The 15,473-nt window shown below is 69.5% G+C and carries 16 protein-coding genes and 1 pseudogene; 4 read left to right on the forward strand and 13 right to left on the reverse strand.

From position 1 onward, the window contains the following. The gene (locus tag AB0G04_RS40765; protein WP_360994965.1) at positions 1-132 is read right to left on the reverse strand and encodes a hypothetical protein; all 132 of its coding nucleotides are present in this window, start codon (positions 130-132) and stop codon (positions 1-3) included. 288 nt (positions 133-420) lie between these two features. Continuing rightward, positions 421-900, reverse strand: a complete 480-nt coding sequence (locus AB0G04_RS40770; protein ID WP_360994968.1) for an inorganic diphosphatase — start codon at positions 898-900, stop codon at positions 421-423. A gap of 202 nt (positions 901-1,102) precedes the next feature. Between AB0G04_RS40770 and AB0G04_RS40775 the strand changes: the two genes are divergently transcribed. Then, positions 1,103-3,145: a tetratricopeptide repeat protein gene (locus AB0G04_RS40775; RefSeq protein WP_360994971.1), complete on the forward strand. Its 2,043-nt coding sequence runs from the start codon at positions 1,103-1,105 to the stop codon at positions 3,143-3,145. Between the two features lie 131 nt (positions 3,146-3,276). On the opposite strand, the gene AB0G04_RS40780 is transcribed toward AB0G04_RS40775, so the two are convergent. Continuing rightward, on the reverse strand, positions 3,277-3,507 hold the full coding sequence (locus AB0G04_RS40780) for a recombinase family protein (protein ID WP_360994974.1): 231 nt from the start codon (positions 3,505-3,507) through the stop codon (positions 3,277-3,279). Positions 3,508-3,648: 141 nt separating this feature from the next. On the opposite strand from AB0G04_RS40780, the gene AB0G04_RS40785 reads away from it, so the two are divergent. Next, entirely contained in the window at positions 3,649-4,107 is a 459-nt protein-coding gene (locus AB0G04_RS40785; RefSeq protein ID WP_360994977.1) for a hypothetical protein, read from the forward strand. 3 nt (positions 4,108-4,110) lie between these two features. Here AB0G04_RS40785 and AB0G04_RS40790 read toward each other — a convergent pair whose 3' ends face one another. The 7 genes from AB0G04_RS40790 to AB0G04_RS40820 all read right to left on the reverse strand — a co-directional run bounded on the left by AB0G04_RS40790 (position 4,111) and on the right by AB0G04_RS40820 (position 9,875). Next, complete coding sequence (locus tag AB0G04_RS40790) at positions 4,111-4,578, reverse strand: hypothetical protein (RefSeq protein ID WP_360994980.1); 468 nt, start codon at positions 4,576-4,578, stop codon at positions 4,111-4,113. A gap of 326 nt (positions 4,579-4,904) precedes the next feature. Further along, positions 4,905-5,315: a hypothetical protein gene (locus tag AB0G04_RS40795; RefSeq protein WP_360994982.1), complete on the reverse strand. Its 411-nt coding sequence runs from the start codon at positions 5,313-5,315 to the stop codon at positions 4,905-4,907. Positions 5,316-5,523: 208 nt separating this feature from the next. Continuing rightward, positions 5,524-7,023: an alginate lyase family protein gene (locus AB0G04_RS40800; protein WP_360994985.1), complete on the reverse strand. Its 1,500-nt coding sequence runs from the start codon at positions 7,021-7,023 to the stop codon at positions 5,524-5,526. 546 nt (positions 7,024-7,569) lie between these two features. Further along, positions 7,570-8,382: an SDR family oxidoreductase gene (locus AB0G04_RS40805; protein ID WP_360994988.1), complete on the reverse strand. Its 813-nt coding sequence runs from the start codon at positions 8,380-8,382 to the stop codon at positions 7,570-7,572. Positions 8,383-8,434: 52 nt separating this feature from the next. Then, a complete protein-coding gene (locus AB0G04_RS40810; RefSeq protein WP_360994991.1) occupies positions 8,435-8,674 on the reverse strand; it encodes a hypothetical protein in 240 nt (79 codons plus the stop codon). Between the two features lie 173 nt (positions 8,675-8,847). Continuing rightward, positions 8,848-9,723: an MBL fold metallo-hydrolase gene (locus AB0G04_RS40815; protein WP_360994994.1), complete on the reverse strand. Its 876-nt coding sequence runs from the start codon at positions 9,721-9,723 to the stop codon at positions 8,848-8,850. A gap of 2 nt (positions 9,724-9,725) precedes the next feature. Further along, entirely contained in the window at positions 9,726-9,875 is a 150-nt protein-coding gene (locus tag AB0G04_RS40820; protein ID WP_360994997.1) for a hypothetical protein, read from the reverse strand. A gap of 153 nt (positions 9,876-10,028) precedes the next feature. Here AB0G04_RS40820 and AB0G04_RS40825 point away from each other — a divergent pair, with 153 nt between their 5' ends. Together AB0G04_RS40825 and AB0G04_RS40830 are read left to right on the forward strand one after the other, a co-directional pair. After that, a complete protein-coding gene (locus tag AB0G04_RS40825) occupies positions 10,029-10,640 on the forward strand; it encodes a TetR/AcrR family transcriptional regulator (protein ID WP_360995000.1) in 612 nt (203 codons plus the stop codon). Between the two features lie 614 nt (positions 10,641-11,254). Continuing rightward, positions 11,255-12,115, forward strand: coding sequence for an NAD(P)-dependent oxidoreductase (locus tag AB0G04_RS40830; RefSeq protein WP_360995003.1), 861 nt, complete (start codon positions 11,255-11,257; stop codon positions 12,113-12,115). A gap of 76 nt (positions 12,116-12,191) precedes the next feature. Here AB0G04_RS40830 and AB0G04_RS40835 read toward each other — a convergent pair. The 3 genes and pseudogenes from AB0G04_RS40835 to AB0G04_RS40845 all read right to left on the reverse strand — a co-directional run. Further along, a pseudogene (locus AB0G04_RS40835) lies at positions 12,192-12,468 on the reverse strand (Tn3 family transposase); the annotation flags it as partial. Between the two features lie 404 nt (positions 12,469-12,872). Next, complete coding sequence (locus tag AB0G04_RS40840) at positions 12,873-13,316, reverse strand: hypothetical protein (RefSeq protein WP_360995005.1); 444 nt, start codon at positions 13,314-13,316, stop codon at positions 12,873-12,875. Between the two features lie 1,314 nt (positions 13,317-14,630). Continuing rightward, the gene (locus AB0G04_RS40845; RefSeq protein ID WP_360995008.1) at positions 14,631-15,359 is read right to left on the reverse strand and encodes an FCD domain-containing protein; all 729 of its coding nucleotides are present in this window, start codon (positions 15,357-15,359) and stop codon (positions 14,631-14,633) included. Between the last annotated feature and the right edge of the window lie 114 nt (positions 15,360-15,473).

Consider the following 15,473-nt stretch of genomic DNA (forward strand, 5'->3'; position numbering starts at 1 on the left):
TCAGGCATCGAAGACGACCTCGACGATGGCGGCCTGTTCGACGGCGCCGGCGCGCAAGTAGCCGGCACTGGTCTCGATGGAGGCGTGGCCGAGCAGGGCACGGATGTGGGCGGGTCGGGCTGGCCGAGTCACAGCGGTCCGGGGTCGCGGCCGCGGTCGTCGAGCCAGGCCCGCAGCGCCTTGCGGGCCTTGGGCGGGACCCGCACGGTCCCGTACCTTGTCGCCCTTGCCGTGCAGCCGCAGCGTGCCGGTCCGCTCGGTGACGGCCACGGGCCGGTCCTGGCTGATGACGACCCCGCTTGGCCGGTGCTCTGGACGGGTGAAGGACTCCGGTTGTGGAGCGGAGCTGTCTGGGTGTGCTGTCCAGGGACGTTGGTTGAGGTGCGACGTCGAAGTTGACGGCCGGGTGTGTGGAGGGAGTCATGGCGTGCCGGTGCGGCTCTGGGTCAGGGTGCGCAGGGCGACCGTCGAGCCGTCGCGCCCGTCGCACGAGACCTCCTTGTCCGGATCCAAGTCTCGGTAGATGTCGAAGAAGTGGGCGATCTCGGTGAGCTGATGCTCCGGTAGCTGGGAGAGGTCGTGCACATCGGCGTACGCCGGATCTCCCTCGGGGACGCAAACCATCTTGGCCTCACGGCCGTGGCCGGTCATCACCCAGAACACGCCTACGACCCGAGCTCGGACATGGACTCCCGGATACGTCGGTTCCACCATGAGCACCAGCGCGTCCAGCGGTTCGCCGTCGGACCCCAAGGCTCCGCGGATGTAGCCGTAGTCGGCGGGGAACGCGAACGCCCCCGGCAGCCGACGATCGAAACGCACCCGGCCGTCGGGATCCACCTCATACTTGTTGCGGCTACCGCGGGGCACTTCCACGACGACGTTGACCAGGGCATCCATGTCCCCTCGATACCCCAGTGGCGGGCCGACGCGCGGCACCCACGCCGTGTCGATCCAACTCTGATCGCTCCGGGCACCCCGGCCGCCGCTCCTACGAGTGGGGCGATCCGGCCCCCTGGTAAGACGACGACAGATGCTCCGCATACCGTCGGCTGTGCGTGGCCGTACGGCGTCGATGGTGGTCGCCGTCCATGATGGGTCGATGACAGGGCGGGTCCTTCCGCGGCCACGGCGCCGCCGGTGGGTGTGGGTGCGGGTGTTGCTGGCCATCGCGGTGCTGCTGGCCGGTGCGGCGGTGGTGTTCGGGTGGAACCCGGCCGGATGGCGGCTGCCGAAGTTCGGTTGGGACGGTACCGAGCAGGCCGGCTGGATCGCCGGTATCGCCGGGGCCGTCTTCGGCCTGGGAGCGTTCATCGTGGCCGTCATTGACCATCGCTACACCCGGCGGCAGGCCGCCGAGCAGGCCCGGCCCGCGAGCCGGGCCAGCAGCGACGGTGTGGTGCGGGTGGGGCAGGTCCCGCGGCCGGCGGACTGGTTCCAGGACCGCGCTACCCACCACGACCTGATCCGGGCCGCGCGAGCCGGGCGCAGTGTGGTGCTGACCCAGGTCCTGTCCGGGCTCGGCGGGGTCGGCAAGACCCAGCTGGCCGCCCGGTTCGCCCGGCACCTGGACGCCGAAGGCGAGCTGGACGTGCTGGCCTGGATCACCGCGGCCGACCGGCAGGCCCTGATCGCCGGCTACGCCGACCTCGCCCACACGGTGGGCCTGTGCGACGCCGACACCGACCCGCAGGTAGCCGCCGACCGGCTGCTGTCCTGGCTGGAACGCACCGAGAAGCGCTGGCTGATCGTGCTCGACAACCTCGACACCCCCGCCGACGCCAACGGCCTGTGGCCGCCGGACAACCCGTACGGCCGCACCCTCGTGACCACCCGCCGCCGCGACCCGATCCTGGACACCGACAACCGCACCATGATCACCGTCGGCCTGTTCACCCCCGCCGAAGCCACCGGCTACCTCACCAAAGCCACCGGCGCCGGCAGCCCGCCCGCCGACATCGCCGGACTGGCCGACGACCTCGGCTTGCTCCCGCTGGCCGTCGCCCAGGCCGCCGCGTACATCCGCGACCGTGGCATCGACTGCGGCATCTACCGGGAGCTGCTACGCGAACACGGCCTCACCCGGGTGCTCCCGCCGCGGGACGCACTGCCCGACGGCTACAGCGCCACCGTCGCGGTCACCTGGGCCCTGTCCGTGCAGTCCGCTGACGACCACCCACCCCGCGGCCTGGCCCGCCCGCTGCTCGACATTGCCGCCCTGCTGGACCCCAACGGCATCCCGGCCGCTCTGTTCGCCGCCCCCGCCATCACCGGCCTGCTCACCCCGACAGACACCGACGCGCCCGATGCTCACGCCATCACCGACGGGCTACGCAACCTGCACCGGCTCCACCTGATCACCCACGACCCCGCCACCGACACCGTGCGAATCCACGCCCTGGTCCAGCACGCCACCCGCGACCAGCTCAACTCCGGCCAGCTCACCACCACAGCCCTCGCCACTGCCGACGCACTCCTACAGATCTGGCCCGCCATCGACCGAGACCCCGCTTACACCCAGGCCCTGTTCGCCAACACCACTGCCCTGCGTGCCGCCACCGGCGACGCTCTTCTCAGCCCTGACGCACATTTCCTGCTGTTCTGGGCAGCCCGCAGTCTTGGAGAAACCGGCCAGGTCACCGCCGCCATTACCGCGTCCGAGCAGCTGCTCGACGACTGTTTGCGGGTACTGGGCCCCGACCACCGCAACACCCTGGCCGCCCGCAGCAACCTCGCCTACTGGTGCGGGGAGGTCGGCGACCCGGCCGGCGCCGCCACCGCCTTTGAGCAGCTGCTCGAAGACTGTCGGCGGGTACTCGGTCCCGACCACCGCAACACCCTGACTGCCCGCAGCAACCTCGCCCGCTGGCGCGGGGCGGCCGGCGACCCGGCCGGCGCCGCCACCGCCTTCGAGCAGCTGCTGGACGACCAGCTGCGGGTATTGGGCCCCGACCACCCCAACACCCTGACCACCCGCAGCAACCTCGCCGGTTGGCGTGGGAGGGCGGGCGATCGGGCCGGCGCCGCCACCGCCTTCGAGCAGCTGCTCGAGGACTATCAGCGGGTACTCGGCCCCGACCACCCCGACACCCGGGTTGCCCGCGACAACCTTGCCTACTGGCAGGAGCGAACACGTAATGGGTGACCCGTCCTGACGGCTCAGCCGTCCATGGCCGGGGGCGCTGCGTCGGCGAGGTAGCGGTGCAGTGAAGTCTTCGGGATGCCGGTCTTGGGGTGCCGGTAAGGAATGCGTCACCAGCCGCAAACGAGGGTGATCTAGCGCTTCGTTGATCGCGGGGCGGGTAGGTCGGTGCGTGCTCTGCCGGCGGCGCGGACGATGTCCGGGGTGCTGACGGTGAGTCGTCCGCCGACGCGGCCGCGGGCGCGGGCGGCGGCGAGGCCTTCGCGGGTGCCGGCGACGATGAGTTCGCCGATGAACTTGGCAAGGGCCGCGAAGACGTGGAGGACGAGCCGGCCGCCGGGTGTGAGCAGTTCATGCTCGCCCACCGCACGGCTTTGCTGCGTGCAGGGGCTCAACCGAACGTATCGGTTAGCCCCGAAATCCCAGAAGACGGACGCCCGATCGTGATCGGGTGGGAGAGCCATGATGTTTTGTCCCAAAGGAGTGACATGAACAAGGCAGCAAGAATGACGGTGTTGGGCCTGGGCCTACTCGCCGGCGCGACGTTCGCGATGGGACCCGCTCAGGCCGCACCGTCGGCCGGGCAAGCGGCCACGGGTAGCTCAGCGCAGCAAAACAATCCCTGGGACGAGGAGGTCGTCGGCTACTACCGCAACATCTGGAAGTGTGAGCGGGCCGGTCGGATGGGCGAGCGGATCGGGGCCTGGGACGGCTACGCCTGCGAGCGGATGCGTTGGGGCTTGCGCCGTGGCGCCTGGGCCCTGGTCGTTGACGAGGACAACTGGGACAACGACTGGGAAGACCGGTGGCGTCCGGGGCAATGGCCGGGTGACTGGCCCAACCGCCCGCACTGGCCGGGACACGGCCAGGACTACGGCCAGGACTACGGCCAGGACTACGGCCAGGGCCAGGGTCCCGGCTACGGCCAGGGCAAGGGTCACGGGGCCGGTGGCGGCGGGCACTGAATGTCAGCGCACCACACCATCGCGATGAATCAACTGTGGGCCGCACCCGACAGCAGGGTGCGGCCCACAGCTCGATTCATCGCGTCGACGACGTCGCCGCCGGCTGGCCCCCGCCCGGTTCCCTGCGGTGAGGCGATGCTCGCCTACGTCGCCGTCACCCGCGCCTAGGACGTCCTCGACCGTGGCGGCCTCGCGTGGGTCGACGACCAGCTCGCCGGCGTTACCTCCCGGCCGTCGGCGCGGCGCCCGGTAGGAGGTGGACAACGATCCCGACGGACTGCTGTACCCGGGGCGCAACAACCGCTTTTCGGCATCGCCCGGCGCGTCGGCGGGGTCACTGTCCGGCGGCGGCACGAGGCGGAACTCCTCCGGCCAGAGGCAGACCATCGGCTCCGGCCCTTCGCTGTGGCCGCTCTGCACCAGCTTGTCGACGCAGGCCAGCAAATCATCAGGACAGAACGGCTTGAACATGATTGCCGTGACGTGTACGGCAGGGGCCAGGATCGCCCGGCAACAGGCTTCCGCTGACGAACAGCACCGCAAGCCCGGGCGTGTCCGGCTCGGCGCGAAGAGCCCGGGACAGCTCGATCCCGGACATAGCCGGCATGTCGATGTCCGACACCCCCTACCGTCCTCTTCTCGACTCGCGCACGCACCGAGACACGTATCAGCCGGTCAACTTTTAGGCAAGTGGAACGACTCTCCGGAGCTACTCAGAGTGACAAGTGCGGCGTTAGCCACGCGGTTCGCCGCAAAGAGTGCCTTCAGGTGTCGTCGCGCGTCGTATCGGCCGTGCCCTACTTCGCCGTATCAGAGAGTGTGAGGTGCAGCAGATGCCGCAACGCGCCGTTAGCGCCGGTGCCCCGAATCGCGGCAGTGCGCCCGACTACCAGGAACACCTCTTGGTCCACTCTCAGTGGGAAGGTGTAGGGCCCAGACGGCTTATCCACGGTGACGGTAGCCGGTATTTTCCTGGCAATGCCGACCGTCGCTTCTGTCAACTCGTGGAAGCCCTCCGGGTCCACGCCGACACGGTCTTCGAAATCGGTGTCGGGCACAAGGGATCGCACCTCGCCCAGCGCGCTGATGATGACCATCAACTCCGCTTCACTCAGGGTCAGCAGGCAGTCGTCGCCTCGTTGCTCCGCTTTCATCTCTCCCCCCAGGACGTACCGTTGGGCCTTCAAGAAGTCCTCCTTGAAGATCACAGTTACGTGGTGAGTCTGAGGGTTTTGAGGCTTCCAGTCGATCCTAATACCAAGCCTCTCTCCCTCCACCTGCAGTTGAAGGGACCCGAGGGGTCCTCTGCCCTCAACACCGACTCCGCTCCGAGCGCCGGACACGCCGCCCGATACACGCACGGCAGCGGCCCGCCGCACGCCCCCGGCGGCCCCGCGCCGGCGCGGCGTGCGGCGGTTACAGCAGGCCGCCGTGGGTGAACGTCATGCCGACCGACCCGGAGTCATCCTTGACCGGGCGGCGCCAGCCGAGCACTGTGTCGGCCTTCGCGTTCGGCCAGCGCAGGTTGAGCAGCTCCCAGTGCCCGACGTGGTAGGCGTAGCCGGTCTCCGCCGGATACGGGTAGGTCGCCGGGTCGTGCACCCAGCCGACCAGCCGCTCGTAGGCCAGGCGCAGGGTCCGCCCGTTCGGCGACCGGTAGTAGAACAGGTCCAGCCCGTTCACGCGCATGATCTCCGCGGCCAGGGTCTGCGGGTGCAATGCGAAGCTGGTGTACCAGACACCGCGATAGCCCTGTGGATCGCCGGGGCGGTTCAGTTCCCGCGGCATCTGCCCGTCCGCCGCGATCTGGTTCGCGACGAAGTACTTCCAGCGCGTCGCCGCCTGGTCGAACTTCATCCGATCGCCCAGGTACGCGGCGGCTGCCACCTCCAGCAGCAGCCCCCAGTTGCCCCAGTTGTTCTCGTGACTGATGGTGCTCATCGCGAATGCCCTGGTGCGCAGGTAGGCGCCGAACTCCTGCTGCGTCGCCGCGGGAAACGCCGTCGAGGGGCGCAGCAGATCCGCGGCGACGATCATGAGCGGGAAGTTCACCGCGAACGCCAGGCTCGAGTCCTCCGCCGTGCTGTAACTCTGCACGCCCCGGATCCAGGTGGTGATCTGGCGGGCTGAGGCGACGGCGTAGCGTTCGTCGCCGCTCATCCGGTACGCCAGCGCCAGCCGGTACGCGGCATTTGCCTGGTCCCGTAGCTTGGCGACCATCTCGGCGCCCTTGGCAGCGTCGGGACCGTACGCCCACGGCACCATCCACGCCGAGGGGACGGCCGGTTCGCGGGTGAGGTTGGCGTCGGCCACGGCACGCAACGCATTCCACGCTGTGAAGGTCGGCGCGGTTTCGGCCGCCACGCGTTCCTTCAGAGCGGCGATCCGGCTCGGCGGGAACAGCACCGCCGTGCCGAACGCGGCGGAGAGCGGATACTCCATCTCGGCCGACGCCAGGAACGCGTTGCGGTCACAGGTGGCGCTGGTCATGTAATCGTTGAGCAAGCTGATCCGTACGGTGTGCCGGCCGGGCCCCACCGGGGTGCCGACGACATGCGCGCCGTACTGGCTGGTGTGCTCAATCCTGACGTCGCCGCGGACCGTGCCGTCCACGGTGACGCGCAGCGTCGGCCAGCCCTCGCAGTTGCTGGCGATCGCACCGAGGACCACCCGGCCGGAACCCTCGACGGTGGTCGTCGCGGCGCTGGTATTGCGAACCAGCGCCGCATGCTTCCCGGACGCGGGCATCGGCGTCCCAGTCGCAGGCTGGGCCGCGGCCGACTCCAGAACGAACGGGAAAACCGCCTCGGCGACGGCCCTGCCGGGCGCTGGCACGACGGTCACCAGGCCGACCAGGGTGGTCAGGGCGGCCGCCCCCGCGACGGCCGACCGCATCGATCTTGCTCGTTTCGACATACCCGGATGCTAGATGGATGAGTCCTGAATCCCGGGCAGCGGCGTGCAGCCGTATCGAAGTAGGGAAGGGTGTCGTTGTCGGCTCGTGACTGCTGACATCAACACCCACGACGTCGGCGAGGTAGCGGTGCAGTGAGGTCTTCGGGATGCCGCTCTTGGCGCCGATCGTGGCGAGGCTGTTGCCCTGCGCCTTGAGCAGCCGGGCATGCTCGATCGTCGCGGGTGGGTGCGCGACCGGTCGGCCGGCGTGGCAGGCGACGGCGCGGGCGTTGCGCGGCGCGTTCGGCGGTGAAAGGGGCTCCACCATGTGGTGTTGGGTACACCCCAACACCAAAGTCCCCACCAGCATCAAAGAATGTCGGAAAAGGGTCCGGCACGGCCACGCTCTGCTGTCGGTCTCGGTCGGCGTCCGCCGGGCCGTTCCACAGTCATGGAAGTGGAACCGCAGAATTACGCGCCCGTCGTGGTGCCGCGTTCCCCCGTGGCTGCCAGGTCCGCGAGCCGGTAGACCTTCGAGTCTCACGCCTTCCTGGCGGTGAGGGCGGTTCAGTGGTGCGTGGTCACGGGTGTCGGTGATGTGGTGCGGGGTCGCACGCTGCGCTCGGCGATGGCGATGGTGGCGCGGCGGGGGAGCAGTCGGGGCAGGCGGGTGACGAGGGTGTTGGCGCGTCCGTCGACGATGCTGGGGACGCCGCGGTCGAGGGCTTTCAGGGCGGTGGCGACGACTTGTTCGGGGGTGCGTCGTTTGCCGACGCTGGCCTCTTCGGCGCCGACGACGTCGAAGAACGGGGTTTCGGTGGCGCCGGGGCAGAGGGCGAGGACTCGTACTCCGGTGGGTTTGGCTTCGGCCCACAGGGCTTCGGTGAACGACAGCACGAACGCTTTGGTGGCGCCGTAGACGGCCATGTGGGGTAGGGGTTGGAACGCGGCGGTGCTGGCGATGTTGATGATCGTGCCGCGTCGGCGGGCGGTCATGGCGGGCAGGAAAACGGTGGTCAGGTCGACGACGGCGCTGACGTTGAGTTGCACCTGGTTGTGGACTCGGTGCGGGTCGGCGGCGGCGAGGTCGCCGTGGGTGGCGAAACCGGCGTTGTTGATCAGGATGTCGACGGTGTGGCCCAGGCGGGTGATCTGGTCGCTCAGGTCCGCGACGGCGTCGGGGCGGGTGAGGTCGGCCGGTAGTACGTCGACGCGGATGGCGTGCGCGGTACGCAGTTCGCCGGCGAGCGCGTCGAGTTTGTTCTTGCTGCGGGCTACGAGGATGAGGTGGGTGCCACGGGCGGCGAGGTCGCGGGCGAACGCGGCACCGATGCCGGTGCTGGCTCCGGTGATCAGGGCGGTCTGGTCGGTGAATGGCATGAAGGTGTGCCCTTTCTGGGTGAGGGGTGTCGCTGGTGTCGGCGCGGATGCGTCACGGGAGTGGTGCGGTCTCGGTCGGGCCGGGCGCGAACAAGGCGAACTCGATCAAGGCCAGCAGGGTGTGGGCTCGCTCGTGGAAGACCGTCGCCCGTTGACCTGGGTCGCTGCTCGTTTCCAGGGCGTTGGTGATGGTTTTGGGGCCGTCGAAGGCGCCGATGAGCACGGTGGCCAGGGCGTGCGGGTCCAGGCCGGCGCGTAGCGCTTTATCTGCACGACGGCACGCTGGGCTCACACGGCTGCGTCAACCTGCTGCCCGCCGACGGGGCCGCCATGTGGGATGCCCCTGCATATGGGCGCCACCGTGCACACGTTCGGCCGCTGGCCCGTACCTGAGACGACGCCAGGCCCAAGGAGAACAGGTCGGCCAGCAGCACGGCCCACTCCCGGTGGCGAAGAGGCCTGGGACTATGGCGGAGCAAGCCGGTATCCGTCGCCGTCGCGTCGTAGGTATCCGCCGATGGGCAGGTGGCTCGGCAGGAGCAGGGTGTCGGTGTCGGCGTACCGGTCGAGGACCGCGCGGCGGGTGGCGGTGGCCTGGATGGGGTCGATGCACAGCGCGGTGCTGATGTCGGGACGACGCAGTTGCAGTGGGTGGTGGATCAGGTCGCCGGCCAGCAGGGCCCGTCGGCCCTGGCTGGCAACTTCGACCAGGACGTGCCCGGGTGTGTGCCCGGGTGCGGGTACGAGCCGGACCTCCTCATCGACGTGGTGGTCGAGTGCGCACGGCCACAGTTGCCCCGTGGCTTGGACGGGCAGCACGCTGTCGGCGACGTGGACCGGGGGCGTGGTTGCGGTTGCGTGTTCGAGTTCGGGTCGGGTGACCAGGTACTGCGCGTTCGGAAAGGTGGGGCGCAGGTAGGTGCCGGTCAGCGTGGTGTTCCAGCCGATGTGGTCGTGGTGCAGGTGGGTGTTGATGACCGTGTCCACGTCGGCCGGTCCGATACCCGCGAGCTCCAGTGTGGACATCCAGCGGGAGTCCAGTCCTCGGCGGGGGTGTGGGCGGGCCGGTTTAGGGCCGCCGAGGCCGGTGTCGACCAGGATTACCCGGCCGGCGCCGAGGATCGCGAAGCCCTGTGAGGCCATGTGCAGGTAGGTGCCGGACGGGTCTGTGTTTGTGGGGCCGGCGACCGACAGCAGCGCGGTGAGCTGGTCGGGTGCCAGGTGCGGGTAGGTGGCCCTGGCGGGCAGCGCGGGTCCGACCGCCTCGATGATGGGGACGATCCGGCGCTGCCCGACCTGGATCGGGGCGGGTGGTGTGGTGGGTGTGGTGAGTCCGGGCATGGTCAGTGTCCGTGCGGGTTGAGGTTGTACAGCGCGGGGAGGCCCTTGATCTTCCCGGCGGTCAGCAGGTCGATGCCGGCGACCGCCGCCACATCCCCCGCCCGCGGCGGATAGGTCTTCACCAGGTCTCGACCCGAAATCACCGCAGTCACTTGGTGGTCCTCCTATCAGACGGTACGTTTCTTTCTGAACACGTGTCCAGAAGCTTCGCCGCGTGGGCATGGTGAAGACAAGAAGCAAAAGGGTCGGCCGGCGTCCATAACGAGACACCCGCCGGCCCGGCCGTCCAGGAACGAGGAGTGGCGATGGTCACCACACCGGACCGGCGGGTCCGGCGCACCCGCGCCGCCCTGCGTCACGCTCTGCTCGACCTGATGGCCGAGCGCGGCTACAACGCGGTGACCGTGCAGGACATCATTGACCGGGCCGACGTCGGCCGGTCCACGTTTTACAACCACTACACCGACAAGGACGATCTCCTCCGCGACGGCTTGGCCGACCTGCGCGCGATCGTCACGCAGCCGGCCACCGCAGCAACCGGTGCCGGCGATCGGCTTCGCTTCAGCCTGCCCCTGCTGCGCCACGTCTACCAGCAGCGACGACTGCTTCTGGCGCTGCTCGCCGGCGGCGGCCGCACACCCGTGCTGCGCCAGGTCGAAGGGGTGCTCACCGACATCGTGCGTGACGAGCTCACCGACATGCCTGGCGCCGACGCGAAGCGCATACCGATCGACGCGCAGACCCGGTACACCGTCGGCGCCTACCTGGCCCTCATGCAATGGTGGCTGACCAGCCAGCCACAGATGCCCCCGGAGGAGGCCGACCGGATCTTCCACACCCTCGTGGCACCAGGCCTCCGGGCCGGCCGGCACCCCCAGGCTCCGCCGACCGACGGCTCGGGCAGTCCGACGCGATAACGGCCACAGGTGTCGCCGGCGGTGGTGATCAGCACCTTCGTCGTTCCCGCCGCCGGTAGGAACCCGCGCAGTGCGGCCGGATCGCTGACGTTGTCGTACACCCGAGCGCAGGGCCACGTTGGGCGGCGCCGCAGGTCCCGGTGCTGTCGCGCACGCGGTGCGCCGCCGTGACCAGCGCTGAACTGCTGCCGGCCGCCGAGGGGGCCGGAACTGCGCTGAGCCCTCTTTCTCCGGTGGAGAGAGGGCTCAGCCGGTAGGGCTCGCGTCAGACGCGCTCAGTGACCGCTTTTGGCCCCTAATTAGTGGCACGTTCGTTGCCAACGCCCCCATCTCGCCGACGAGAAGCCCTACCGAACCGCCGTCCGGCGGCGACGGGTTGGGCTTTGGTTCTGGCCGCAGCCCCGCCGAGAACGACGAGCACCACCACCACCACCACCACCCGGCGCCGCCGCTGATCTCGCATCCCACGTTCCGGGATCACGGGAAACGGCGATGTGGTGCCCCCTACAACCTGCTCCCTTAAAGCGGCCGTCCAGGTACGGGCGGAACATGCCCGGCTGCTCAAGGGCCAAGGCGGGGTCGACGAGTGTGCCGCGCCAGTCTCAGAATGATCTGTGCATGAAGGGCGAGAGGAACGATCAACGATCCGTTCCGCGACGGTCACAGGGACCTCAGGCCGCGTAGGAGCGACGATCGCGGCAGCCCTTCATGCGGATGGCTTGTTCATCCGTGGGGTCGACCGAGCGCCAGGGCGATGGACCAGTCTGCTCGGGGATCTTCGAGACCCCGTGGTGCGCCGTGCCGCGCTCCGGCAGTCAGACCTCCTGGTCCACGCTGCTGCCCTGCATGCGCCGCACGTCGGCCGAGTCGATCCCCGAGAATTCCGGGCCGTCAACGTCGACGCCACCGAGGCGCTGCTCGAAGAAGCCGACCGGGTAGGTGTCCGGCAGATCGCCTACATCAGCAGCACCAGCGTTCACGGACATGCCCTGATCCCCGCCAAGCAGGCGGTATGGGTCGACGAGGCACTCGAGCCCCGTCCGCGCGACATCTACGACGAGACGAAACTGGCCGCCGAGCGGCTCGTCTCCTCGGCCGCGACGCCGGCGGTCACCTTACGCATCGCCCGCTGCTTCCCGAAGCCACTACCCGTGCTGGCAACTCACCTGCTGCACCGAGCCGTAGCGTTGGACGATGTCGCGACGGCGGCCGTGCGCATCGCCGAGCAACACGCCATAACCGGAACCTTCAACATCGCCGGACCGTACCCCTTCACCCGCGCGGACTGCTCGGCACTGCACCACGACGCGGCCGGCCTGATCGCGGCGCGGCTTCCCGAGGTCGCGTCCGCGTTCCGTGAGAGGAACTGGCCATTGCCTCGCACCCTCGACCGGGTCTACGACTCCCACGCCGCCGCGGAAGCCTTCGGCTACAGCCCAATTCACGGAATCCATCAGCTACTGCGCCTGGGCTGAAGCGAACGCCCTTAGCGCGTGTGCTGACGTCCTTTCGTCACTGTCCGTAGAGCGTCGGGATGTCGTGTCGGCCGGGCTGCCGGGCGATGCGTCGCCGGTACGTCTCATCAGCGAGGTAGCGGGCGGCGTAGACGGTGCGCCGCAGCCCCCGGACTCCTTGATCGTGCTGGTCAGCGCCTTCTACGCCGCTTCGAGGAGCACAGCTTCCTGACCACAAGCGCCGCGGTGGCGTGCCCGCCCTGCACGGACGCGGCGACCCGTAGCAGGTCATCCCACATCTCCGTGATCAGATCCAGGTTGAGCCGTCGGGTCAGCAGCGCCCCGGCGCGCGGGCATCGGAGGAGCTGATCCGCGAGTTGCTCGCGTACGGCCGGGAGTTCGTCCAGCCCCGCCCGTACACACTCGGCAACCCCGCCGCGGCCGCCGGCATGTCCCTCTCCGGCGTGCGCACCGCCTACGGCCACCGCGACGTCGACGCGGTCGCTGACGCCACCCGGCGCCAAGCCGCGCGAATAGCGTGCAACGGACCCCGCCCGGGCCCGCGACGACGGCGAGGCGCCGGCATGAACGGATCTGCGTGTATCTGCCGTCGCGGGCGAGTCGTCTGGTGCGGTCGGCTAGCGCCGTCCGAGTGCGCCGGGTGAGATCGTCAGGAGGGCTCGCAGGGTTTGCCCAGACTGGCGGCGATGTCGCCGAGTTTCGGCGCCAGCATGATTGCACTGTTCTCGATGCTCGCGACCTTGGGCGCCACCGCGCTTCACCCGAGCGCACCCAACCGCTCGGCCGCCGCCCACTCGTCGGGGCGCAGCGGGCGGTGGCCGATCGCCACGCCGCTGTCGTGGCTGCCCCACTGACCGGCCAGTACCAAGGTTGCGGACCGGCGCTTGGTTCGCTGTAACACTGCCCAGGCGCCGAAGTCGCTCTGTACTGACCACTCGATGTAACGCAGCGGACCGGCTTCCGCCGTAACCACGGTGCGGTACGGGTCGGGGGTGGTGGGTAGCAGCCAGTCCAGAGACCCGGCGTGCCGTGGCGGGAACTGCCGCGTCGCCGCGTCGACGCCGTGCACCGCGTGCACTCTCACCGACAGCAGGACGCTGTGCCCGTCCTGCGGACGAGCGGGGCCCAGGGGCTCACTCCCGATAAGGGCGATGCCGGGCAATTGGTCGGGGTGGTCCTCGACTCCGTTGAGCTGTGCCAAGGCCGGAGTGAACAAAGCCCACAGCAGGGCGTTCGGCGGCAACAGGAGCGGACCGCATACCCGAATGGTCGCTTCCTGGCCGCAGGCGGGGTGGCGGTCGACCAGCCCGCCGCGGTGCAGCCACTGCAACCGGCTCACACCGGTGCGCGCCGCCCAGGGCGGCGCCCCGGCAGTCGCCCAAGCCGGTTGAGGCGCGGCTCCGCAGGTAGGGCACGGCAGGACCAACGAATGCTGCATCAGTGCAGCGTCACACGCGGCGGCTGGCCGCGGAAGAAGCGGGTGAGTGGCCAGACCTGCCCGCCTGGGCTCCGATACGGTGACTACTGATCATGCGTTGTCAGGCCAGGAGGCGTGCCTGTGATGGGCGACCGCACGACGTCCGACCACGACGGCACTGCCCCGGACGGCGCACCTCGGGCGCCCGCCACGAGGCCGTGCGGCACCCGCGCACGCGTGGACGCGTTCGTGCGGCGCACTCAGACCGCCGACGCGGAGCCGACCCGCAACTCCGAGCAGCCCGACCCACCAGGCCGGCAAGACCGCGGCGAGCGGCGGCCCACACCACCACCTGGGCCAACGTCACCCTGAACACAGCAGCGGCGCGGGCCGGCACACCAGCGGCTGCACCGGCGGTGCAGGTCCTGAACGTCGATGCGACGTCCCCGTCAACAGTGTCGTCGGCCAAGAACGGTGGGGGGACTCGACCGCCTACGGCGCGGGCACTGGCGGCGCCTCGCCGCGCACGTAGCCGTTGACCTGGCCCGGTGGACGTGGGTACGTGCCACCACACGCGCCGCACCGCCGGTCGAGATGCCTGAGAGCGCGGCCCGACGCATTGTTCGAGCTGACCGATGCGGTGTTGTGCGCGGAGGGGCCCGTCAGGACGTGGATCGCAGGCCCGGAACCGACGTTGGGCGCGTTCACGGTCAAGGTCGCCGCGATCGTCACGTGCAGGTCGTCGAGGCGCGTGGCCGCACCGGACAGCGCGGTGAACGCGGTCGCCGGGAGACCCCGGCCATGACCTGCAAGATCAGCTCATCCCAGTTGATGCGCGGCAGCATGGCCTGCGGCTGTCGCATGCTCACGTGCGCGTCCGACGAGCCGCCCGGCCAGCACCGCGGCGATGGCGCGCGGGTGACAGGCGCTGTTGCCCTGATGCGGGTTGGGGGGCCTTGCGGCTCCTGGACGTCAGCGCGGGAGCGGTCACGTCGCGGGAAGGTGCCCGCGCGCAACGGGATGCCGATTGGCCACCAGCCTGCGATCCGAGGTCCAGCAGCGATGCGCGTCATCAGCCGTGCTGGCGCCGATCCGGGCTCAGTCCTGTCCCGGCGTGAGCCGGCGGCGGATGCCGCTGAAGTGCTCGGTCAGTGCCGCGACCGACTTCTCGACGTCGCCGGCGCATACCGCGTCGTAGACCCGGCGGTGGCGGGCGGCTATCTCGATGGGTGTCTCGTCAGCGTCGTCGAGTTCGGTGTGCAGAGCGTGGTAGACGTCCCAGAACGCTGACAGCAACTGAGTGACGAGGGGATTGTCGAGTGGTTCGTAGAGCAGCTCGTGGAACCGCTTGTCGGTGTCCGGGCTGACGCCGCCGGCTCTGGCTTCGGCCTCCATCTGGTCCATCACCTCGGCCAGCTGCGCGTCGGCCTCGCTGTTCTCGCCGCGCTGGCGGATGACCTGCTGGATCAGGCCGTGCTCCAGGACCTCGCGAATCTGCACGAGGTGCCGCAGGTCGTTGCGGCCCGCGTGCAGCGACATCAGGCCATGGAAGGTCAGCTCATCCACGAGCGAGACCAGAGACATGGTGCCGACGAACATGCCGAAGCCGTGGCGGATCTCGACGATGCCGACCGCCTGAAGCGCCTTGAGCGCCTCGCGCAGCGAGTTGCGGCTGACGTTGATCTCGTCGAGCAGGTCGAGCTCGGTGGGCATCGGGTCGCCCGCGTTCAAGCCACGTTCCAGGATCAGCCGCTTGATCTGCTGCTGCACCTCGTCGGTGCGGCTCGGCCGGCGGGGGAGGGCGGGCGGTGAGCTGCGCCGCTTCATCGCATCAGCTTTGCCGCTGCTGCCCCCGCGGAGCCGAATTGTCCCTGTTCCGGGTACGTCCGGCCGTCGGGTTGCTGATCCTGGCCGGTGGGGTGTGGCTGCGGCTGAGTCATG

It is taken from the genome of Actinoplanes sp. NPDC023801 (assembly GCF_040639655.1).
GTDB lineage: Bacteria > Actinomycetota > Actinomycetes > Mycobacteriales > Micromonosporaceae > Actinoplanes.